Origin of the sequence: Starkeya nomas, assembly GCF_902703545.1 — a bacterium.
GTDB lineage: Bacteria > Pseudomonadota > Alphaproteobacteria > Rhizobiales > Xanthobacteraceae > Ancylobacter > Ancylobacter moscoviensis.
Genome location: NZ_CACSAS010000001.1, coordinates 273,874 through 292,006, shown reverse-complemented (window position 1 = coordinate 292,006; position 18,133 = coordinate 273,874). Strand labels below are relative to the sequence as shown.

Here is an 18,133-nt window from a genome sequence, read left to right as displayed (position 1 = left end):
ATGGCGTCCGAAATCGACCATCCCCAAAGCTGGTACGCCGCCACGGCGCATCACCTTCCCCCCTGCCCCGCGCTCGCCGGCACGGTGAAGGCGGATGTCTGCGTCATCGGCGGCGGCTATACCGGCCTCTCCGCCGCGCTGCACATGGCCGAGGCCGGGCTCGACGTGGTGCTGCTGGAAGCCGCCCGCCTCGGCTCCGGCGCCTCGGGCCGCAATGGCGGCCAGATCCACAGCGGCCAGCGCCGCGATCAGGACTGGCTGGAAAGCCATGTCGGCCTTGACGACGCCAAGGCGCTGTGGCGGCTGGCGGAGGACGCCAAGGCCTTCCTCCACGCCCTCATCACCCGCCATCGCATCGATTGCGACGTGCGCCCCGGCCTCATCGTCGCCGATCACAAGCCGGCCTACGTCGCCCACAGCCACGCCTATGCGCGCAGGCTGCGCGAGGTCTACGGCTACCCGCATGCTACCCCCCTCTCCCGCGAGGAACTCCGCGAACTCGTCGGGACGGATGTCTATCACGGCGGCATGATCGACCATGGCGCCGGCCACCTGCACCCGCTCAACCTGGCACTGGGGCTGGCGCGGGCGGCGCAGGGCGCCGGGGCGCGACTGTTCGAGCAGTCGCGGGCGCTGCGCATCGAGGAAGGCGCGAAGGTGCGCGTCGTCACGGCGCAGGGCGCGGTCGAGGCGGACTGGGTTCTGGAATGCGGCGACGGGCTGCAGGACGGGCTCGACCGGCGCGTCGACAATTACGTCATGCCCATCGCCAACTACATCGCCGCCACCGAGCCGCTGGGCGCGCGCGCGCGCGACATCATCGCCAACGACGCGGCGGTCGCCGACAGCCGCTTCGTCGTCAACTACTACCGCCTCTCCGGCGACGGGCGCCTGCTCTTCGGCGGCGGAGAGAGCTACACGCGCCGGCTGCGGCCGAACCCCGGCGCCTTCGTGCGCCCCTACATGCTGCGCATCTTTCCCCAACTGGCCGATGTGCGCATCGATTATGGTTGGGGGGGCATTCTTGGCATCACCATGACGCGCATGCCTTTCGTGCGCCGGCTTTCTCCCCGCGTGCTCACGGCGGCGGGCTATTCCGGCCAGGGCGTGATGCTGGCACCCTATTTCGGCAAGCTGCTGGGAGAGGCGGTGAAGGGCCAGCTCGGCGAGTTCGATCTGCTGGAGCGGCTGCCGGTGCCGGCCTTCCCCGGCGGGCCGCTGATGCGCTGGCCGCTGCTGGTCGCCGGCCTGAGCTATTACGCGCTGCGCGACCGGCTGTGAGGGCACCGGCGTGATCGAGCTGGAAGCCTATGCGCGCGAGGCACTCGCCTTCGTCGAGGCGCATGCGCACTGGGCGCCCTATGTCGCTTTCATCCTCGCCTTCGGCGAATCCTTCGCCGTGCTGTCGCTGTTCTTCCCCGCCACCTTCGTGCTGATCGGACTCGGGCCGATCATCGAGGCCGGCGGCGTCGCCTTCCTGCCGGTCTGGTTCGGCGCGGCCACGGGCGCGGCGCTGGGCGACGCCATCTCCTACTGGATCGGCCACTATTTCAAGGACAGCGTGCGGCGCATCTGGCCGCTGCGCAACTATCCGGAGATGATGGAGCGCGGCGAGCGCTTCTTCCACCGCTTCGGTTCGTGGAGCGTGTTCATCGGGCGCTTCTTCGGCCCGCTGCGCGCGGTGATCCCGCTCATCGCCGGCATGTTCGCCATGCCGCATTTCATCTTCCAGATGGCCAACATCGCCTCCGCCATGGCATGGGCACTGCTGCTGCTCGGCCCCGGCGCGGCGGCGATGAAGCTCATGGGGTGGTGAGGAGACGTTGCGTTTCCTCAAAGACCTGCCTCGTCCGTTCGCCGAAACAGGATCGAACGACAGTGAGGTAAGGAAGGAAGACCCATGGCGAACATCCACGAAGTCGAAGGCGACATCCTGCTGAGCGGCGCGCAGGCGATCGCCCATGGCGTGGCTCCCGGCGACCATTTCGACACCGGCCTCGCTTTGGCGCTGCGCGAGCGCTGGCCCTCGCTCGCCAAGGATTTCCGCCACTATTGCCGCATCGACCACCCCAAGGCGGGGGAGATCTGGACGTGGGGCGGCGTGTCGGCGGAAGGCGGGCCGGTACGCATCGTCAACCTGCTGACGCAGGAGCCGGCCGAGAACGCCATCGGCCGCCCGGGCAAGGCGAGCCTCGAACATGTCGGCCACGCGCTGCGCGCCCTTGCGCGCCACGCGAGGGAGGAAGGCGTCACCAGCCTCGCCCTGCCGCGCCTCGCCACCGGCGTCGGTGGCCTCGAATGGGCGGACGTGAAGCCGCTGATCGAGCGCCACCTCGCGGAGCTGAACATCCCGGTCTACGTCTACGTCGTCTACCACAAGGGCGAGAAGGCGAAGGAGCCGGGCCTGACGGCCGCCGTCTGACCGGCTCCACGCCGAAGCGGATACGGAAAGGGCGGCCCGAGGGCCGCCCTTCTTTTTCGGTCGTCGACCGGATGGTCGCGATCAGTTCTTCGCCTTGTCGACCAGCTTGTTGGCCGAGATCCACGGCATCATGCCGCGCAGCTTCTCGCCGACCTGCTCGATCTGGTGGGAGTCGTTCAGGCGGCGGATGCCCTTGAAGCGGGCGGCGCCGGCGCGATACTCCTGCATCCACTCCGAGGTGAACTTGCCGGTCTGGATGTCCTTGAGGACGCGCTTCATCTCTTCCTTGGTCTCGGCGGTGATGATGCGCGGGCCGGAGACGTACTCGCCCCACTCGGCGGTGTTGGAGATCGAGTAGTTCATGTTGGCGATGCCGCCCTCATAGATGAGGTCGACGATCAGCTTCACTTCATGCAGGCACTCGAAATAGGCCATCTCCGGGGCGTAGCCGGCTTCCACCAGCGTCTCGAAGCCGGCGCGGATCAGCTCCACGAGGCCGCCGCAGAGCACGACCTGCTCGCCGAACAGGTCGGTCTCGCATTCTTCCTTGAAGGTCGTCTCGATGATGCCCGAGCGGCCGCCGCCGACGCCGCAGGCATAGGACAGGCCGAGGTCGAGCGCGTTGCCCGAGGCATCCTGGTGCACGGCCACGAGGCACGGCACGCCGCCGCCCTTCTGGTACTCGCCGCGCACGGTGTGGCCGGGGCCCTTGGGGGCGACCATCAGCACGTCGACGGTCGACTTCGGCTCGATCAGGCCGAAATGCACGTTGAGGCCATGGGCGAAGGCGATCGCGGCGCCGTCGCGGATGTTCGGGGCGATCTCGTCGCGGTAGATGTCGGCCTGCAGCTCGTCCGGGGTGGCCATCATCATCAGGTCCGCCCACTTGGCGGCCTCGGCGACGGTCAGCACCTTGAGGCCATCGGCCTCCACCTTCTTGGCGGTCGCCGAACCCGGCTTCAGGCCGATGGCGATCTCCTTGGCGCCGGAATCCTTGAGGTTGAGCGCATGGGCGCGGCCCTGCGAGCCGTAGCCGATGATGGCGACCTTCTTGCCCTTGATCAGGTTCAGGTCGGCATCGCGATCATAGTAAACGCGCATGGGTGTCTCCTTGTGTCACGCGTTAGTCGGGTTCCGGCCGGGAGCGGTCTTCTCCGTGCCGTAGAGGGTGAGAAACTGGTCGGTGGCGCGGGCCGCGTCGCGCTCGATCTCGGTGGCGGCGAGGTTCAGCCGGTCGCCGAGCAGCAGGCGGATCTGCACGTCGCGGCCGACGAGGCCGATGAAGGTGCGGAAGGCGGTCTCGGTATCGTCGAAGGCGATCAGCCCGGCCTCCCGGCCCGCATCGAGCACCGGCTTCAGCCGCTCGCCGATGGCGAAGCGACCATTGGCCAGCATGATGGCGCCGAGATTGGAACCCCGCGCGCCCGCCTGGGCGATGGCGAAGCGGTTCAGCGCGATGGAGGTCGGGCTGGAGATCACGCCCAGCCAGTTGGCGGCGAAGCGAATCAGGCTGTCGCGCAAGGCGAAGGCGTCGAGCCTCTGGCGGTCGTAATTGCCGGCCCGCACCTTGGAGGCCTGCCAGCGCACGGTCGCCGTCAGCAGCCCCTCGCGGTCGCCGAACCACTTGTAGAGCGTTTCCTTGGAGCAGCTGGCGCGCCGGGCCACCGCCGTCATGGTGAGGTCGCCGCCCTGCTCCACCATGAGGGCGAGCACGGCGTCGAGAACGGCCTGCTGCCGTTCCGTCAGCGTCTCGCCGCTCGGGTCGGGATGCGTCGCCATGCGCGTGAATGCCGCTTCTGAAGTCCGTACCGTACGTTACGGTTCCGTCGTAGCCGAGACACCGCCCCTCCGCAAGACGCGCCAGGCACGAAGATGAGCCACCGCATCTCGGCGAGGGTATCGGGCGGAAAGGGTATCGGGCAGACGGACGGACCAGCGCGCTCGTCACCACGCCGGTCCGTCGCATCACATCCCGTCCGGCCCGCGGCCGATGGCGGCGACGCCGGTGCGCGAGACCTCGACGAGGCCCAGCGGCTCCAGCAGCGAGACGAACTGGTCGATCTTGTCCGGCTTGCCGGTGATCTCGAACACGAAGCTCTCCAGCGTCGTGTCGACGGTGCGGGCGCGGAAACTGTCGGCGATCAGCAGCGCTTCCTGCCGGATCTCGCCCTTGCCGCGCACCTTGATGAGCGCAAGCTCGCGCTCCACCGCCTTGCCGACCACGGTAAGATCGACGACGCGGTGCACCGGCACCAGCCGGTCGAGCTGGCTCTTGATCTGCTCGATGATCGGCGGCGCGCCGGTGGTCACCACCGTGATGCGCGAGAGCTTGGTGTCGTGGCTGACCTCGGAGACGGTCAGGCTGTCGATGTTGTAGCCGCGTCCCGAGAACAGGCCGACGATGCGGGCGAGCACGCCCGGCTCGTTGTCGACCAGCAGGGAGAGGGTGTGGCGTTCGGCGGGTTCTTGGACCGGGGGCATGGGGAACTCTGACGGATTGTAACGAGCAAGAAGGCTTTCTGGCCGTCATCCCCGGGCTTGGCCCGGGGATCCACGAATTTGGCACGGCAAGGCCTGGATGGCCGGGCCAAGCCCGGCCATGACGTGGTTACGGGGAAAGCCGGATCACACCAGCATCTTGCCTTCCTCGTCGATGGCCTCGTCGAGCGCCGCGGCGTTGTCGGGCAGGATCATCTCGTTGTGCGGCTTGCCCGACGGGATCATCGGCAGGCAGTTCTCCATCTTGTCGACGAGGCAATCGAACAGCACCGGCCGGTCGACGCTGATCATCTCCTGGATGGCGCCGTCGAGATCGGCGGGGTTCGAGCAGCGGATGCCGACGCCGCCATAGGCTTCGGCGAGCTTCACGAAGTCCGGCAGCGATTCCGAGTAGGAGTGCGAATAGCGCCCGCCATGCAGCAGGTCCTGCCACTGGCGCACCATGCCCATGTACTCGTTGTTCAGCACGAAGATCTTGACCGGCAGGTTGAACTGCAAGGCCGTCGAAAGCTCCTGCAGGCACATCTGGATCGAGGCCTCGCCGGCGATGTCGACGACGAGGCTGTTCGGGTGCGCCACCTGCACGCCGATGGCCGCCGGCAGGCCGTAGCCCATGGTGCCGAGGCCGCCCGAGGTCATCCAGCGGTTCGGCTCCTCGAAGTGGAAGTGCTGGGCCGCCCACATCTGGTGCTGGCCGACCTCGGTGGTGATGTAGACGTCCTTGTCCTTCACCGCGTTGTAGAGCGCCTTGACCGCCTGCTGCGGCTTGATGATGCGGTCGCCCGGCTGGAACGACAGCGACTTGCGGGCGCGCCAGCGGTCGATCTGGCCCCACCAGCCGGCGATCGCCTGCCGGTCCGGCTCCACCTTCATGGAGCGCCAGACGGTCAGGATGTCGTCCAGCACATGCCGGACGTCGCCGATGATCGGCAGGTCGACCTTGACATTCTTGTTGATCGAGGACGGGTCGATGTCGATGTGGATCTTCTTCGAGTTCGGCGAGAAGGCGTCGACGCGGCCGGTGATGCGGTCGTCGAAGCGCGCGCCGATGCACAGCATGACGTCGCAGTCATGCATCGCCATGTTGGCCTCGTAGGTGCCGTGCATGCCCAGCATGCCCAGCCACTGCTTGTCGGAGGCCGGGAAGGCGCCCAGCCCCATCAGCGTCGAGGTGACGGGATAGCCGGACAGCCGGGCGAACTCGCGCAGCAGGCGGCTCGCCTCGGGGCCGGAATTGATGACGCCGCCGCCGGTGTAGAGGATCGGGCGCTTGGCCTTGGCCAGCAGCTCGACGGCGGTGCGGATCTTCTCCGGGTCGCCCTTCAGGCGCGGCTGGTAGGTCTTGTGCTGGATGTTCTCGGGGCCGATGTACATCCCCTTGGCGAACTGCACGTCCTTCGGGATGTCGACGACGACCGGGCCGGGACGCCCGTTCTGCGCCACGTAGAACGCCTCGTGCATAATGCGCGCGAGGTCGTTGACGTCGCGGACCAGGTAGTTGTGCTTGGTGCAGGGCCGGGTGATGCCGACCGTGTCGCATTCCTGGAACGCGTCGGTACCGATGAGGTGCGTCGGCACCTGGCCGGTGATGCAGACGAGCGGGATGGAATCCAGCAGCGCGTCGGTCAGGCCGGTCACCGCGTTGGTGGCGCCGGGACCGGAGGTGACGAGCACGACGCCGACCTTGCCGGAGGAGCGGGCATAGCCTTCCGCCATGTGCACGGCGCCCTGCTCGTGGCGCACGAGAATGTGCTTCACCTGGTTCTGGTGGAACATGGCGTCGTAGATCGGCAGCACGGCGCCACCGGGATAGCCGAACATGTGCTCGACGCCCTGATCGATCAGGGCCTGCATCACCATTTCGGCGCCGGTCATCTCGCGCATCATGGTCTTGTTCCTTTTGAACTCGTCGGTCTCAAGCTGGGAATGTCGAAGGGCGGTCCAGAAAATCAAAAGGCCCCGTCAGGGGCCATTTTCCGCGCGTCACCGGTGAGCGGAGCAGCCGTCAGGCAAGCTCCGCGGCGACGCGCCGTCCTACGATAAGGATAATTTTCTTGCGCATCTCGGCGCCACTCCTTCGTAAAGTTGCGCGACCTGTACAGGCGCACGTCACGCGCGTCAAGCCGAAGGCCGCCGCGATGCGAAGATTGTACGACGATCGCGCACTTTTCGTGGCAGTCGAAGGCCGCTATACCCCGCCGGGGACCGAGGGAGCTTGAGTACATGACGCAGATGCGGCTCGTCGTCGTCGGGGCATCAGGACGCATGGGCCGCGTGCTGATGCGCACCATCAGCGAGGCACCCGATCTCCTTCTCGTCGGCGCCGTCGACCAGCCCGGTAGCGAGTTCGTCGGCCGGGACGCCGGGGAGCTCGCCGGACTGCCGGCGAACGGGCTCAAGATCTCCGACGACGCGCTCACCCTCTTCGCCGCCGCCGACGGCGTGATCGACTTCACCGTTCCGGCCGCGAGCGTGGGCTACGCCGCCTTCGCCGCGCAGGCCCGCATCGTGCACGTCATCGGCACGACCGGCCTTTCCCCGGAGGACGACGCGAAGATCGCCGCGGCCGCGCGCCACGCGACCATCGTCAAGTCCGGCAATATGAGCCTCGGCGTGAACCTTCTGGCGGCGCTGGTGCGGCGCGTGGCCCGCACGCTCGACGAAGGCTTCGACATCGAGGTGCTGGAAATGCACCACAACCGCAAGATCGACGCGCCCTCCGGCACGGCGCTGCTGCTCGGCGAGGCCGCCGCGCAGGGGCGCGGCGTGACGCTGGAGGAGAACGGCGTGTTCTCCCGGCACGGCTATACCGGGCCGCGCAAGGCGGGCGACATCGGCTTCGCCACGCTGCGCGGCGGCACGGTGGTGGGCGAGCACAACGTGATCTTCGCCGGCGCCGGCGAGCGGATCGAACTCGGCCACCGGGCCGAGGATCGCGGCATCTTCGCGCGCGGCGCGCTGGCCGCGGCGCGCTGGGCCCGCGGGCGCAAGCCGGGCCTCTATTCCATGACCGACGTTCTCGGCCTCACCGACTTCTGACCGCACGGAGCACGCACCGATGTCCGAACGCCTCCTCGTCCTCGTCCGCCACGGCCAGAGCGAGTGGAACCTGAAGAACCTCTTCACCGGCTGGCGCGACCCGGACCTGACGCCGCAGGGCGTGGAGGAGGCCAAGCGCGCCGGCAAGCGGCTGAAGGAGGAAGGCTACCAGTTCGACCTCGCCTTCACCTCCGACCTCAGCCGCGCCCAGAAGACGCTCGATCTGGCGCTGGCCGAACTCGGCCAGACCGGGCTGCTGGTGGTAAAGAATCTCGCGCTGAACGAGCGCGACTATGGCGACCTGTCGGGCCTCAACAAGGACGACGCGCGCGCCAAATGGGGCGAGGAGCAGGTGCATGTCTGGCGCCGCTCCTATGACGTTCCCCCGCCCGGCGGCGAGAGCCTGAAGGACACGGTGGCCCGCGCCCTGCCCTATTACGTAACCGAGATCCTGCCGAAGGTGCTGCAGGGCAACCGGGTTCTGGTGGCCGCGCACGGCAATTCGCTGCGCGCGCTCATCATGGTGCTGGAGAAGCACACGCCCGAGAGCATCATGAAGCGCGAGCTCGCCACCGGCGCGCCGGTCGTCTACCGGCTGAAGGCGGATTCGACGGTCGAGAGCGTCGTCGACCTCGCCGGCTGAGGCGGAACACCCGATGGCCTCCTTCGCCACCTACGCGCTGCTGCTGGTCGCGATCACCGCCGAGGTGATCGCGACGACGGCGCTGTCGCGCTCGGACGGGCTCACACGTCTCGTGCCGAGCCTGATCACCCTGCTAGGCTACGGCATCGCCTTCTGGTGCCTCGCCATCGTGCTGCGCACCATACCGACCGGCATCGCCTATGCCGTATGGTCGGGCTTCGGCATCGTCCTGATCACCGCCGTGGCGTGGCTGTTCTACGGCCAGAAACTGGATACGCCGGCGATCATCGGCCTGGGCCTGATCATCGCCGGCGTGCTGGTCGTCAACCTGTTCTCGAAATCGGTCGCGCACTGAGCGCGGGCGGCGCTCAGCTGCCGCCCTCGCTGCACAGCTGGCCCGCCTCCCAGCCGAGGATGGCCCGCTTGCGGGTCAGGCCCCAGTGGTAGCCGGTGAGATCGCCGTTCTTGCCGAGCACGCGGTGGCACGGCACGACGAAGGACATCGGGTTCTTGCCCACCGCCGCGCCGATGGCGCGCGCCGCCTTCGGCCGCTCCACGCAATTGGCGATGCTGGAATAGGTGGTGGCCTTGCCGAACGGGATGCGCATCAGCGTCTCCCACACCTTCACCTCGAAATCTGTGCCGATGAACACGATGCGCAGCGGATCGTCCGGGCTCCAGGTGCCGCGGTCGAAGATGCGCGCCGCGTAGGGCGCGGTCGCCAGCGGATCCTCGATATAGATGGCGTTCGGCCAGCGCCGGCGCATGTCGGCGAGCGCCTTGTCCTCCTCGCCCTCATCGGCGAAGGCGAGGCCGCACAGGCCGCGCGGCGTGACCATGGCCAGCGCCATGCCGAACTGCGAGGCGTGGAAGCCGTAGCGCACCACCAGTCCGGCGCCGCCGGTCTTCCATTCGCCCGGCGACATGGATTCGTGCACCACGAACAGGTCGTGCAGCCGCCCCGGGCCGGACAGCCCCAGCTCATAGGCTGCGTCGAGCACATTGTCGGATTCGGACAGCACGCGCCGGGCGGCGTCGATCGTCACCGCCTGGAGGAAGTCCTTCGGGGTGAGCCCGCACCAGCGGCGGAACAGGTCGGTCAGCGCGCGCGGATTGACCCCGGAGGCGCGGGCGATCTCCTCGACCTCCGGCTGGTCGCGGAAGCGCAGATTCACATATTCGACCGCCCGGCGCACGATCTCGTAGTCGGCGGCGGCGATCTCCAGCGGATGGGCGGCATCGAGATTGGGCGCTAGCACGGGCGTTCTCCTCCTGCTGGACCTATCCGACCACGCCCCGCAGGCCGGGGCCACCCGATTTCGACACGGCCCCAGAGGGCGGACCTCAGAACGCCGAGCGCACCACGCCGCGCTTGGCCTCGTTCAGCGCCAGCGACAGCCGGTCCGCCAGCTCCTCGCGCTGCGCCGTGTGTAGGAAGCTGCCGATTACATAGGGCCGGCCGCGCATCTCCAGCGTCAGCCGCTGAAGGCCGTAATCCTCGTGCAGCTCGCGGTTCAGCCGGGTCCAGAGCGGGTTCAGCTCCTCCTGGTATTCCGTGCCGTCCGGCGTCACGTGGCGCAGCCGGATGAGGCTCGGCGTCACAATGATCTCCTCGCAGGTGCGCGCCGCGCGGAAATTCATCCGGAACGCCCACCAGATCGCCAGCACGTCGAGCCCGAACAGGCCGAAGACCGGCCACGCGCCCATCAGCAGAAAGGCGAGGCCGCAGACGAAGCTGATGCCGGCGACGATGATCATCACGATCATGAAGCCGCGCTCGTCCAGCGAACGATAGGGATGGTACCGCGCCTCGAACAGCGTCGGCTCGGCATCATCGCGGTCGTCGCGACCGGATGCGGTATTGGCAGCGCTCATGGGCCGGCATTATAGGTCGAAAATGGCTGATGGGGACAGGGATTCGGCGCGCCGTCCGGCGCGCGCAGGCGTCAGGGGCAAGCTCGCCGGAGCCGCCGCCACCGGCGGGCGCGCGGCCGGCAAGGCCGGAGCCAAGGCGAACCCCAAGGTGGACCCCACGGCGGCCGCCAAGACGGCCGCCAAGAGAACAGCCGCCGGCGCCAAGGCCGCCCTCGCCGCGCCGGCCGCCAGCCCGCCGCCGCGCCGGCGCGCCGTCGCCAATGCCGCCGCGGCGGCGATCGGCGGCGCCTTCCGTCCGTGGACGGCGCAGGAAGTGGAAACCGCCTTCTCGCGCTTCGAGGCGGCCAATCCGCACCCCGAAGGCGAGCTCGAATATCACGATCCCTACACCCTTCTGGTCGCCGTGGTGCTCTCCGCGCAGGCCACCGACACCGGAGTGAACAAGGCCACGCGCGGCCTGTTCAAGGCGGCGCCGACGCCGGCGAAGATGGTGGCGCTGGGCGAGGAGGGCGTCGCGCAGCACATCCGCACGCTCGGCCTCTACCGTGGCAAGGCGAAGAACGTGGTGGAGCTTTCCCGCCGCCTGATCGCCGAGCACGGCGGCGAGGTGCCGGCGGACCGCGAAGCGCTGGAGAAGCTGCCCGGCGTCGGCCGCAAGACGGCGAATGTCGTGCTCAACATCGCCTTCCACATGCCGACCATCGCTGTCGACACCCATCTCTTCCGGGTCGCCAACCGCACCGGCCTCGCCCCCGGCAAGACGCCGCTGGAGGTCGAACTGGGGCTGGAGCGCGTCATCCCCGAGCGCTTCAAGCTGCACGCCCACCACTGGCTGATCCTGCACGGGCGCTACATCTGCAAGGCGATCCGGCCGGATTGCCCGCGCTGCCTGATCGCGGATCTCTGCCGCTGGCCGGAGAAGACGCCGGCCTAGTAGTCGGCCCGCGTCAGGCGCTTGTGCAGGCGCACCATGAAGATGGTGGCGAAGACCGGGGTGATGAGGTTGAGGATAGGCACCGACACCACGGCGGCGATGATGAGGCCGGCGAGGAACACCGCGCCGGAATGATGGCGGCGCAGCAGCGCCACCTGGTCCTCGTCGCGAAAGCGCATGGCGGCCAGCTGGAAATATTCGCGCCCCAGCAGGTAGCCGTTGGCGACGTAGAAGACGACGAGATTGACGCCCGGCACCAGCAGCAGCAGCAGGGCGACGAGGTTCACCGCCAGCATCACGCCGAAGAACCTGACGGTGAGCACCAGCGAGCGCCCGATCGGCAGCGCCTTGCCCTCCGGCTCACCGGGAAAATCGGTACGCTCCACCAGCGCGGCCACGTCGTCCAGGAACAGACCGGCGATAAGCGAGGTGACCGGCGGCACGAGGAAGACCGCGCCGATGATGATGCCGAAGGCGGCGAGGATATCGAGCGTGATCTGCGCCCAGCGTACGTCCAGCGCCACGAAATAGGTGAGCGCGTAATGCGCGCCGATGCCCAGCGCGACGAGCAGGCCGATGGCGAGACCGATGGAGCGAAGCAGGACCCGGCGATATTCCGGTGAGAAGGTCTGGAGAAAGGCCTTGAATGCGTCCCGCAGCATGATGATCCCCGATGGCGACCGTCCCTAGGTAAGGCGCGGCGGCGTTCCTCTCAAGCCGTTCGCTCCGGCAAATGAACCGGTCGGGGCCGGCCGGGGACTTGCAATTCCCGAATCAGTTCGCGAGTCCCGATTCGTTCCCCCGCGAACAAAGCATGATTCGCGGGGCTTCGCAGGCCGCTGCGCGTCCAGCCGGCTTCGCCGCAGGGGGCCGCCATGCTAGCGTGCCGCCCGCACCTTCTTCCGAATCCGACGCATGACGTCCGCCGCATGACCGAAACGCCGCCCTTCTCCGGCTCCCTTACCCGCCGCCGCTTTCTGGCCGCCGCCTCCGCCGCCCTGCTGCCGGCGCCCGCCTTCGCGCAGGCGATGGGCGAGGGCAATGTCGACATCGCCATTGTCGGCGGCGGCGCGGCCGGCATCGCGGCGGCGCGCAAAGTGGCCGACGCCAAGCGCTCCTATGTGCTGCTGGAGGCCGGGCCGAAGCTCGGCGGCCGGGCGCGGACGCTGAACGTCTTCGGCCAGAACGTCGACCTCGGCGCGAGCGGCTTTGCGCGCGGCGACGGCACGCTGGCGGAAAGCGCGCAGGCGGCCGGACAAGGCCTCGTCGCCCTGCCCTCCGGGCGCCGGCTGTTCGACGGGCGGCGCGAGGCTCACGAGAGCGGCTATGATGCCTTCACCGCCGCGCTCGGCAAGGCGCGGCGCGACCTGCTCGCGGCGGCCGATACCGGCAAGGACCCGGCAGCCGCAGCCGTTCTCGCCGCGGCATCGGGCGCTCCCGCGACCGTCAGCGGCTGGTCCGCGACGGCCGCCGCCTTCCTCGGGCCGCTGAGCTGCGGGCGCCCTCTGGCAAGCCTGTCGGCACTCGATCTGGCGCTGCGCGACGCCCCGCCCGACGACACCACCGGCCCGGCCGGCATGGGCGCGCTGATGGAAGCGCTCGGCGCCTGGCTGAACGTGCAGACCGACGCGCCGGTGACGCAGATCACCAATGCCGGCCGCCTGCACATGCTCACCGTCCGCAACCAGCGCACGCCGATCCGCGCCCGCGCCATCATTCTGGCGGTGCCCGCGCCGGTGATCGCGGCGGGTGCGATACGCTTCAACCCGGCGCTGCCGCCCCGTTTCGCCAATGCCTTCCGCGCCATTCCGGCCGGCGCGCTGGAGCAGGTGGCGTTCCTGCTGCCGGGCAATCCGCTCGGGCTGGAGCCGAACGAGACGGTGCTCGCCAGGGTCGGGGTTGACGGCAAGGTGCCGCCCGCCCTGCTGCGCGGGCACATCAATGGCAGCGATGTGCATGTGCTGACCTTCGCCGATGCGCAGGCCCGCGAAATCGCCGAGAAGGGTGAGACGGCCGCGCTGGCGCTCGTGCGGACCTATCTCGGCGCGACCTTCGGCATTGCCGGCGATACGGTGAAGGAGGTCTCCGCGTCGCGCTGGACCAGCGACCCGCTGTTCCGGGGGGCGCTGGCGGCGGCCTCGCCGGGACAGGGCGCGCAACGTCGCGTCTTCGCCGATCCGCTGCAGAACCGCATCTTCCTCGCCGGCGATTATGTGGACACGAGCGGCTGGGGCACGCTGACCGCCGCCTGGAGCGCCGGCGAAGCCGCCGCCACAAGAGCGTTGCGCCTCGTCGGCGACGGGCCAGCGTAACCGTGTCCCGGACAAGCCGTGCGCAGCACGGCGCCGATCCGGGATCCAGGAGAGGCTCGCCGAAGCCCGCCACCCACCAAGGCGTTTCGGCTCGTCGGCGACGGCCGGTGTGAGCCCCTCTACGACATGATCGGCGTCATGGCCGGGCTTGGCCCGGCCATCCGCGACTTCTCGTTCCGGACCGAAGTAAGACGTGGATCCCCGGGACAAGCCCGGGGATCACGTTCATTGGGTGGCTACCCGCGCAGGGTGGCGCCAGTCTTCTTCGCCACTTCCGCGACGATCCTGCCCGCCACTGCCTCGATCTCGGCGTCGGTCAGGGTCTTCTCGCGCGGCTGGAGCGTGACCGAGAGCGCGACGGACTTCTTGTCCGCGTCGATCCCCGGCCCCTCATAGAGGTCGAACACGTTCACCGCCGTGATGAGCTTGCGGTCGACACCGGCAGCGGCCTTCACCATGTCACCGGCCGCGACGCTGCGCAGCACCACGAAGGCGAAATCGCGCTCCACCGGCTGGAAGGCCGCGAGTTCAAGCAGCGGCTTGACCCGGGTCGCCTTGGCCTTGGGCTCGGGCACGCGGTCGAGCAGCACCTCGAAGCCTACCAGCGGCGATTTCCCGTCTCCCGCCGCGTCGAGCGCTTCCAGCACGGAAGGGTGCAGCTCGCCGAAATGGCCGATGACGTTGGCGCCGAGGCGGAAGGTGCCGGAGCGGCCGGGATGGAACCATTCCGGCGCGTCGGTCGAAATCTGCAGGTTCGCCACCGGCGCGCCCGCCGCCGCCAGCACGGCCAGCGCGTCGGCCTTGGCGTCGAAGGCATCGACCGCCTCGGCCTTGCCGGACCAGTGACGCCCGGCGCCCGCCGGCTTGGCGGTGGCGCGGCGGATGCCCGTGGCGGCGATGAACTGGTCCTGCGGCCGGTCGCCCTTGAAGACCTGACCGACCTCGAACAGGGCCGCGTCACCGAAGCCGCGATCCGCATTGGTCTGAGCCGAACGGACCAGCCCCGGCAGCAGGCTCGGACGCATGTCGGAGAGGTCGGAGGCGATGGGGTTGGCGAGCGCCAGCGCCGCGCTGCCGCCGCCGAACAGTTCCGCCTCCGCCTTCGCCACGAAGGACCAGGTGACGGCTTCGACGAGGCCGCGTGCCGCGAGGGCGCGCTTGGCCTTGCGGGTGCGCAGTTGCAGCGTGGTGAGCACCGGCTTGCGGGCGTTCTCGTCGCGCGGGAAGGGCAGCGAGGGCACGCGGTCGAGGCCGACGATGCGGATGACCTCCTCCACGAGATCGGCCTTGCCCTCGATGTCGCCGCGCCAGCTCGGCGGCGTCACGCGCACGGTGCCAGACGTGCCCTCGACCCTGAAGCCGAGCGTGGCAAGCGTCTCGACCTGCTCGGCATCGGTGGCGACGAGGCCGGTCAGCTTCTCGGTAAGGCTCAGCGGGAACTCGATCACCCGCGCGGTGTCGGGAATGGCGCCGGCCAACACCACTTCGGAGGGCTCGCCGCCGCAGAGATCGAGGATCAGCTTCGTCGCCAGCTCCAGTCCGGCCAAGGTGAAGGCCGGGTCGATGCCGCGCTCGAAGCGGAAGCGGGCGTCGGAGTTCAGCCCGAGCTTGCGGCCGGTCTGGGCGATGTTGATCGGCTCCCACAGCGCCGATTCCACCAGCACGTCGGTCGTCGCCTCGTCGCAGCCGCTCTCCTCGCCGCCCATCACGCCGGCGAGCGATTCCACCGCGCGATCGTCGGCGATGACGCACATGCCCTCGTCCAGCGCATAGGTCTTGCCGTCGAGCGCCAGCAGGCTCTCGCCCGCCGTCGCCCGGCGCACGACGAGATTGCCGTGCACCTTCTTCGCGTCGAAGACGTGCAGCGGGCGGTTCTGGTCCAAGGTCAGCAAATTGGTCACATCGACCAATGCGTTGATCGGACGCAGCCCGATGGCCCGCAGCTTGGCCTGCAGCCAGTCCGGCGACGGGCCGTTCCTCACCCCGCGCACGAGCCGCAGCGCGAAGGCGGGACAGGGCGCCCCGTCCGCGATCGTCACCGAGACCGGGCACGGATAGGCGCCCTTCACCGGCACGATCTCGTCCTCCACCAGCCGGCCGAGCCCGGCGGCGGCGAGATCGCGCGCCACGCCGTGCACGCCGAGCGCGTCGGCGCGGTTCGGGGTGACGGCGATCTCGATCACCGGGTCGTTCAGGCCGATCCAGTCGACGTAAGGAACGCCGACCGGGGCGTCCTCCGGCAGATCGATGATGCCGTCATGGTCCTCGGAGAGCTGCAGCTCGGCCGCCGAGCACAGCATGCCCCGGCTCTCGACGCCGCGTATGGTGCCGACGCCGAGCGTGATGTCCTTGCCGGGAATGTAGGTGCCGGGCGGCGAGAACACGCTCTTCATGCCGGTGCGGGCGTTCGGCGCGCCGCACACCACCTGCACCGGCTCGCCCGCCCCGGTGTCGACCATGCACACCCGCAGCTTGTCCGCGTTGGGGTGCTGAACGGCGGAGATCACATAGGCGATGGTGAAGCCCTTGAGCTTGGCCGCCTTGTCCTCGACGCCCTCGACCTCCAGCCCGATGCGGTTCAGCGCATCGAGGACGTCCTGCAGCGAGGCGTCGGTGTCGAGGTGCTCCTTGAGCCAGGAGAGGGTGAATTTCATGGGACTAGCTCCTCTCCGCGATCAGTTCGACAGGCCGCCGGCCAGCGTCGGGAAGTCGAGCGGGCGGAAGCCGTAATGGGAGAGCCAACGGACATCCGCCTCGAAGAAGGCGCGCAGGTCCGGCATGCCGTATTTCAGCATGGCGATGCGGTCGATCCCCATGCCCCAGGCGAAGCCCTGGTACTCGTCCGGGTCCAGCCCGCAATTCTTCAGCACGTTCGGGTGCACCATGCCGCAGCCGAGGATCTCCAGCCAGTCCGAGCCCTCGCCGAAGCGGATCTCGCCGGGGCGCGAGCGGTCGCACTGGATGTCGACCTCCATCGAGGGCTCGGTGAAGGGGAAGAAGGAGGGGCGGAACCGCATCTTCACATTGTCGACCTCGAAGAAGGCCTTGCAGAACTCCTCGAGGATCCATTTCAGGTGGCCGAGATTCGATCCCTTGTCGATGACGAGCCCCTCCACCTGATGGAACATCGGGGTGTGGGTCTGGTCGCTGTCCGAGCGGTAGGTGCGGCCGGGGCAGATGACGCGGATCGGAGGCTTCTTCGACATCATGGTGCGCACCTGCACCGGCGAGGTGTGGGTGCGCAGCACGAGGCGCGAGCCGTCCTCCTTGGTGGGCAGGTAGAAGGTGTCGTGCATCTCGCGCGCCGGATGCCCCTCGGGGAAGTTCAGCGCCGTGAAATTGTGGAAGTCGTCCTCGATATCGGGGCCCTCGGCCACCGAGAAGCCCATGTCGGCGAAGATGGCGGTGAGCTCGTCGATCACCTGGCTGATCGGGTGCACGCGGCCGGCTTCCGCCGGCGCCTCCCGCACCGGCAGGGTGACGTCGACGCGCTCGGTTTCGAGCCGCCTGGCGAGGCTCGCGGCCTTCAGCTCGGCCCGGCGGGCGGTCAGCGCCGCGTTGACCCGGTCGCGCAGGCCGTTGATGGCGGGGCCGGCGGTCTTGCGCTCCTCCGGGCTCATGCCGCCCAGGCTCTTCAGCAGCTCGGAGACGGAGCCCTTCTTGCCGAGCGCGCTCACGCGGATCGCCTCCAGCGCCGCCTCGTCGGCGGCGGCGGCGATGCCGGCGGTCAGTTCGCGCTCCAGCGCGTCGAGATCGGGAAGGGCGGCGACGGACATGATCGTTTCTTCTCGGATGGACAGAGGTATCTGGTCTGCCGTCATCCCCGGGCTTGGCCCGGGGTTCCACGCCTTTCACCGTGCGGCGGAAGTCGTGGATGGCCGGAACAGGTCCGGCCATGACGTCGTTCGGGCGGGCAGGCAGCTTGCGCGGGCTTATAGCTGCCCGGAACCGACGCGCAAAGCCGCCAACGCAAAAAGCCCCAACGCTTGCGCGCGGGGCTCCTCGCATTTCGGTCCCGGCATGCGGGAGGAGATCAGGCGGCCTGCTTTTCCAGCGCGGCCTTGGCCTGCTCGACCAGCGCCTTGAAGGCGTCGGGCTCGTGGATGGCGATATCCGAGAGCACCTTGCGGTCGACCTCGATCCCGGCCTTGCCGAGACCGTCGATAAATCGACCATAGGTGAAGCCGAGCTCGCGGGTCGCGGCGTTGATGCGCTGGATCCAGAGAGCGCGGAAATTGCGCTTCTTCGCCTTGCGGTCGCGATAGGCGTACTGCTGCGCCTTCTCGACCGCCTGCTTCGCGACGCGGATGGTATTCTTGCGGCGGCCGAAATAGCCCTTCGCCGCCTTGAGCACTTTCTTGTGCTTGGCGTGGGAAGTTACGCCGCGCTTGACACGTGCCATGGGAGTT

18 protein-coding genes are annotated in these 18,133 nt (G+C 68.7%); 8 read left to right on the top strand and 10 right to left on the bottom strand.

The features are described from left to right. The 3 genes from STARVERO_RS01390 (at position 1) to STARVERO_RS01380 (ending at position 2,422) form a co-directional block, all read left to right on the top strand. Positions 1 to 1,281, top strand: coding sequence for an NAD(P)/FAD-dependent oxidoreductase (locus STARVERO_RS01390; protein WP_159597643.1), 1,281 nt, complete (start codon positions 1 to 3; stop codon positions 1,279 to 1,281). Between the two features lie 13 nt (positions 1,282 to 1,294). Beyond that, positions 1,295 to 1,816, top strand: a complete 522-nt coding sequence (locus STARVERO_RS01385) for a DedA family protein (RefSeq protein ID WP_422802170.1) — start codon at positions 1,295 to 1,297, stop codon at positions 1,814 to 1,816. Positions 1,817 to 1,900: 84 nt separating this feature from the next. After that, on the top strand, positions 1,901 to 2,422 hold the full coding sequence (locus STARVERO_RS01380) for a macro domain-containing protein (RefSeq protein ID WP_144343861.1): 522 nt from the start codon (positions 1,901 to 1,903) through the stop codon (positions 2,420 to 2,422). A gap of 81 nt (positions 2,423 to 2,503) precedes the next feature. Here the strand turns inward: STARVERO_RS01380 and ilvC are convergent, their stop codons facing one another. From ilvC to STARVERO_RS01360, 4 genes are all read right to left on the bottom strand, one after another. Then, entirely contained in the window at positions 2,504 to 3,523 is a 1,020-nt protein-coding gene (gene ilvC, locus STARVERO_RS01375) for a ketol-acid reductoisomerase (RefSeq protein WP_159597641.1), read from the bottom strand. A gap of 15 nt (positions 3,524 to 3,538) precedes the next feature. Continuing rightward, positions 3,539 to 4,201 (bottom strand): TetR/AcrR family transcriptional regulator C-terminal domain-containing protein, encoded by a 663-nt coding sequence (locus STARVERO_RS01370; RefSeq protein ID WP_159597640.1) that lies wholly within the window; start codon positions 4,199 to 4,201, stop codon positions 3,539 to 3,541. A 186-nt stretch (positions 4,202 to 4,387) separates the two neighbouring features. Then, a complete protein-coding gene (gene ilvN, locus STARVERO_RS01365; protein WP_159597639.1) occupies positions 4,388 to 4,903 on the bottom strand; it encodes an acetolactate synthase small subunit in 516 nt (171 codons plus the stop codon). A 144-nt stretch (positions 4,904 to 5,047) separates the two neighbouring features. Beyond that, positions 5,048 to 6,808: an acetolactate synthase 3 large subunit gene (locus STARVERO_RS01360; RefSeq protein WP_144343857.1), complete on the bottom strand. Its 1,761-nt coding sequence runs from the start codon at positions 6,806 to 6,808 to the stop codon at positions 5,048 to 5,050. A 336-nt stretch (positions 6,809 to 7,144) separates the two neighbouring features. Here STARVERO_RS01360 and dapB point away from each other — a divergent pair, with 336 nt between their 5' ends. Genes dapB through STARVERO_RS01345 form a run of 3 tightly spaced genes read left to right on the top strand, consistent with a single transcriptional unit; the run spans position 7,145 to position 8,958 of the window. Then, the gene (gene dapB, locus STARVERO_RS01355; RefSeq protein ID WP_186291988.1) at positions 7,145 to 7,960 is read left to right on the top strand and encodes a 4-hydroxy-tetrahydrodipicolinate reductase; all 816 of its coding nucleotides are present in this window, start codon (positions 7,145 to 7,147) and stop codon (positions 7,958 to 7,960) included. Between the two features lie 19 nt (positions 7,961 to 7,979). Continuing rightward, entirely contained in the window at positions 7,980 to 8,603 is a 624-nt protein-coding gene (locus STARVERO_RS01350; RefSeq protein WP_159597638.1) for a 2,3-bisphosphoglycerate-dependent phosphoglycerate mutase, read from the top strand. Positions 8,604 to 8,616: 13 nt separating this feature from the next. After that, positions 8,617 to 8,958 (top strand): SMR family transporter, encoded by a 342-nt coding sequence (locus tag STARVERO_RS01345; protein WP_144343855.1) that lies wholly within the window; start codon positions 8,617 to 8,619, stop codon positions 8,956 to 8,958. A gap of 13 nt (positions 8,959 to 8,971) precedes the next feature. Here STARVERO_RS01345 and STARVERO_RS01340 read toward each other — a convergent pair whose 3' ends face one another. Next, positions 8,972 to 9,862: a methylated-DNA--[protein]-cysteine S-methyltransferase gene (locus tag STARVERO_RS01340; RefSeq protein ID WP_144343854.1), complete on the bottom strand. Its 891-nt coding sequence runs from the start codon at positions 9,860 to 9,862 to the stop codon at positions 8,972 to 8,974. 85 nt (positions 9,863 to 9,947) lie between these two features. Then, on the bottom strand, positions 9,948 to 10,478 hold the full coding sequence (locus STARVERO_RS01335; RefSeq protein WP_159597637.1) for a DUF2244 domain-containing protein: 531 nt from the start codon (positions 10,476 to 10,478) through the stop codon (positions 9,948 to 9,950). 22 nt (positions 10,479 to 10,500) lie between these two features. Here STARVERO_RS01335 and nth point away from each other — a divergent pair, with 22 nt between their 5' ends. Beyond that, positions 10,501 to 11,412, top strand: a complete 912-nt coding sequence (gene nth, locus STARVERO_RS01330) for an endonuclease III (RefSeq protein ID WP_200837624.1) — start codon at positions 10,501 to 10,503, stop codon at positions 11,410 to 11,412. Here the strand turns inward: nth and STARVERO_RS01325 are convergent. Then, a complete protein-coding gene (locus STARVERO_RS01325; RefSeq protein ID WP_159597636.1) occupies positions 11,409 to 12,074 on the bottom strand; it encodes a sulfate transporter family protein in 666 nt (221 codons plus the stop codon). The two genes, nth and STARVERO_RS01325, sit on opposite strands and share 4 nt — an antisense overlap. 267 nt (positions 12,075 to 12,341) lie before the next feature. Here STARVERO_RS01325 and STARVERO_RS01320 point away from each other — a divergent pair, with 267 nt between their 5' ends. Next, entirely contained in the window at positions 12,342 to 13,724 is a 1,383-nt protein-coding gene (locus STARVERO_RS01320) for a flavin monoamine oxidase family protein (protein ID WP_159597635.1), read from the top strand. A 236-nt stretch (positions 13,725 to 13,960) separates the two neighbouring features. Here STARVERO_RS01320 and pheT read toward each other — a convergent pair whose 3' ends face one another. The 3 genes from pheT to rplT all read right to left on the bottom strand — a co-directional run bounded on the left by pheT (position 13,961) and on the right by rplT (position 18,126). Further along, the gene (gene pheT, locus STARVERO_RS01315) at positions 13,961 to 16,378 is read right to left on the bottom strand and encodes a phenylalanine--tRNA ligase subunit beta (RefSeq protein WP_159597634.1); all 2,418 of its coding nucleotides are present in this window, start codon (positions 16,376 to 16,378) and stop codon (positions 13,961 to 13,963) included. Positions 16,379 to 16,399: 21 nt separating this feature from the next. Then, positions 16,400 to 17,500 carry a phenylalanine--tRNA ligase subunit alpha gene (pheS, locus tag STARVERO_RS01310; RefSeq protein ID WP_159597633.1) on the bottom strand — a complete coding sequence of 367 codons (1,101 nt, stop codon included), beginning with the start codon at positions 17,498 to 17,500 and terminating at the stop codon, positions 16,400 to 16,402. Positions 17,501 to 17,757: 257 nt separating this feature from the next. Further along, on the bottom strand, positions 17,758 to 18,126 hold the full coding sequence (rplT, locus tag STARVERO_RS01305; RefSeq protein WP_144343846.1) for a 50S ribosomal protein L20: 369 nt from the start codon (positions 18,124 to 18,126) through the stop codon (positions 17,758 to 17,760). Positions 18,127 to 18,133: the final 7 nt, after the last annotated feature.

What these genes read in the sequence shown, in the direction of transcription:
- STARVERO_RS01380 (WP_144343861.1), top strand. Translation starts at nt 1,901, where the DNA reads ATGGCGAACATCCACGAAGTCGAAGGCGACATCCTGCTGAGCGGCGCG.
- rplT (WP_144343846.1), bottom strand. Translation starts at nt 18,126, where the DNA reads ATGGCACGTGTCAAGCGCGGCGTAACTTCCCACGCCAAGCACAAGAAA.
- STARVERO_RS01370 (WP_159597640.1), bottom strand. Translation starts at nt 4,201, where the DNA reads ATGGCGACGCATCCCGACCCGAGCGGCGAGACGCTGACGGAACGGCAG.
- ilvN (WP_159597639.1), bottom strand. Translation starts at nt 4,903, where the DNA reads ATGCCCCCGGTCCAAGAACCCGCCGAACGCCACACCCTCTCCCTGCTG.
- dapB (WP_186291988.1), top strand. Translation starts at nt 7,145, where the DNA reads ATGACGCAGATGCGGCTCGTCGTCGTCGGGGCATCAGGACGCATGGGC.
- STARVERO_RS01345 (WP_144343855.1), top strand. Translation starts at nt 8,617, where the DNA reads ATGGCCTCCTTCGCCACCTACGCGCTGCTGCTGGTCGCGATCACCGCC.
- nth (WP_200837624.1), top strand. Translation starts at nt 10,501, where the DNA reads ATGGCTGATGGGGACAGGGATTCGGCGCGCCGTCCGGCGCGCGCAGGC.
- pheT (WP_159597634.1), bottom strand. Translation starts at nt 16,378, where the DNA reads ATGAAATTCACCCTCTCCTGGCTCAAGGAGCACCTCGACACCGACGCC.
- STARVERO_RS01335 (WP_159597637.1), bottom strand. Translation starts at nt 10,478, where the DNA reads ATGAGCGCTGCCAATACCGCATCCGGTCGCGACGACCGCGATGATGCC.
- STARVERO_RS01390 (WP_159597643.1), top strand. Translation starts at nt 1, where the DNA reads ATGGCGTCCGAAATCGACCATCCCCAAAGCTGGTACGCCGCCACGGCG.
- STARVERO_RS01325 (WP_159597636.1), bottom strand. Translation starts at nt 12,074, where the DNA reads ATGCTGCGGGACGCATTCAAGGCCTTTCTCCAGACCTTCTCACCGGAA.
- STARVERO_RS01320 (WP_159597635.1), top strand. Translation starts at nt 12,342, where the DNA reads ATGACCGAAACGCCGCCCTTCTCCGGCTCCCTTACCCGCCGCCGCTTT.
- STARVERO_RS01360 (WP_144343857.1), bottom strand. Translation starts at nt 6,808, where the DNA reads ATGATGCGCGAGATGACCGGCGCCGAAATGGTGATGCAGGCCCTGATC.
- pheS (WP_159597633.1), bottom strand. Translation starts at nt 17,500, where the DNA reads ATGTCCGTCGCCGCCCTTCCCGATCTCGACGCGCTGGAGCGCGAACTG.
- ilvC (WP_159597641.1), bottom strand. Translation starts at nt 3,523, where the DNA reads ATGCGCGTTTACTATGATCGCGATGCCGACCTGAACCTGATCAAGGGC.
- STARVERO_RS01350 (WP_159597638.1), top strand. Translation starts at nt 7,980, where the DNA reads ATGTCCGAACGCCTCCTCGTCCTCGTCCGCCACGGCCAGAGCGAGTGG.